1 protein-coding gene is annotated in these 1,190 nt (G+C 80.3%); it reads right to left on the bottom strand.

The genetic code is table 11. From position 1 onward, the window contains the following. Nucleotides 1-1,023: GTP-binding protein (locus GQS09_RS28265; protein WP_313896386.1), on the bottom strand; the 1,023-nt coding region annotated here is incomplete at its 3' end. Nucleotides 1,024-1,190 lie beyond the last annotated feature (167 nt).

The raw sequence follows: 1,190 nt of genomic DNA, 5'->3' as shown, positions 1-1,190 counted from the left end.
CGGCCGGACGTCCAGCACGGTGACACCGGCCGGGGGCCGGTGGCGGCCCGGGTCGCGCAGCAGCGCGGTGTCGCCCGCGCGCAGCGGCAGCGGCCGGGCCAGGGTCAGCCGGACGGTGTCCGCGCCCAGCGGCCGTACGGACACCGGTACGGCGGCGGCACCGGCGTGCAGGGTCAGCGTGCGGGGCAGCTCCCGGGCCGGCCCGGCGCCGTGCAGCCGCACGTCGGTCACCGCGGTGACCGGCCACCGGCCCGGGGTGAGCAGCGGCACGCCGCGGCGCAGCCCGGCGGTCTCCCGGCCGTGCAGGTTGACCGCGACCCGGGCCACCGCGCCGACCTCCGTCCGGTCCCGGCGCAGGGTCTGCAGGCCGCGCACCCGCAGGGTGCGGCCGTCCGGCAGCGCCAGCCGGTCACCGGTGCGCAGCGTGCCGGCGCTCAGGGTGCCGGTCACCACGGTGCCGCGGCCCCGGACCGCGAAGGCGCGGTCCACCCAGAGCCGGACGTCCGCGGCCCGGTCCGGCGGCGGAAGGGCACCGGTGAGGCCGGCCAGGGCGGCCCGCAGCCGGTCCAGCCCGGCGCCGGTCACCGCGCTGACCGCGACCGCGGGCGGCCTGCCGAGCGAGGTGGCGGCGATACGGTCCAGGGCGTCCCGCCGCGCCGGCCCGGGATCGGCCAGGTCGGCACGGGAGACGGCCAGGACGCCGTGCCGCACGCCGAGCGCGTCCAGCACGGCGAGGTGCTCCTCGGACTGGGCCTGCCAGCCCTGGTCGGCGGCGACCACGAACAGCACGGCGGGCACCGGGCCCACCCCGGCGAGCATGGTGCCGACCAGTCGTTCGTGGCCGGGGACGTCCACGAACGCGAGCGGGCCGGCACCGGGCAGTTCCGTCCAGGCGAAGCCCAGGTCGAGGGTGAGGCCGCGGCGGCGCTCCTCCTCCCAGCGGTCGGGTTCCATCCCGGTCAGGGCGCGGACCAGGGCGGACTTGCCGTGGTCGACATGTCCGGCGGTGGCGATCACGTGCACGGCGCGCTCACCTCCGCACGCCGGTGCGGTGCCCGCCGTCCGCTCCGGGCCGCTCCGCGGCGGACCCGGCACCGGCACCGGCACCGGGACCGGGACCGGGACCGGCACCGGGACGCGGCCTGGCCTCCGGCACCGGCCGCGCGCCGTCCGGTGCCGCACCCGGCGGT

This window comes from Streptomyces sp. YIM 98790, assembly GCF_011421595.1.
Taxonomy (GTDB): domain Bacteria; phylum Actinomycetota; class Actinomycetes; order Streptomycetales; family Streptomycetaceae; genus Streptomyces.
The sequence above is the reverse complement of the archived record's forward strand: the minus strand, read 5'-3'. Positions and strand labels throughout refer to the sequence as shown.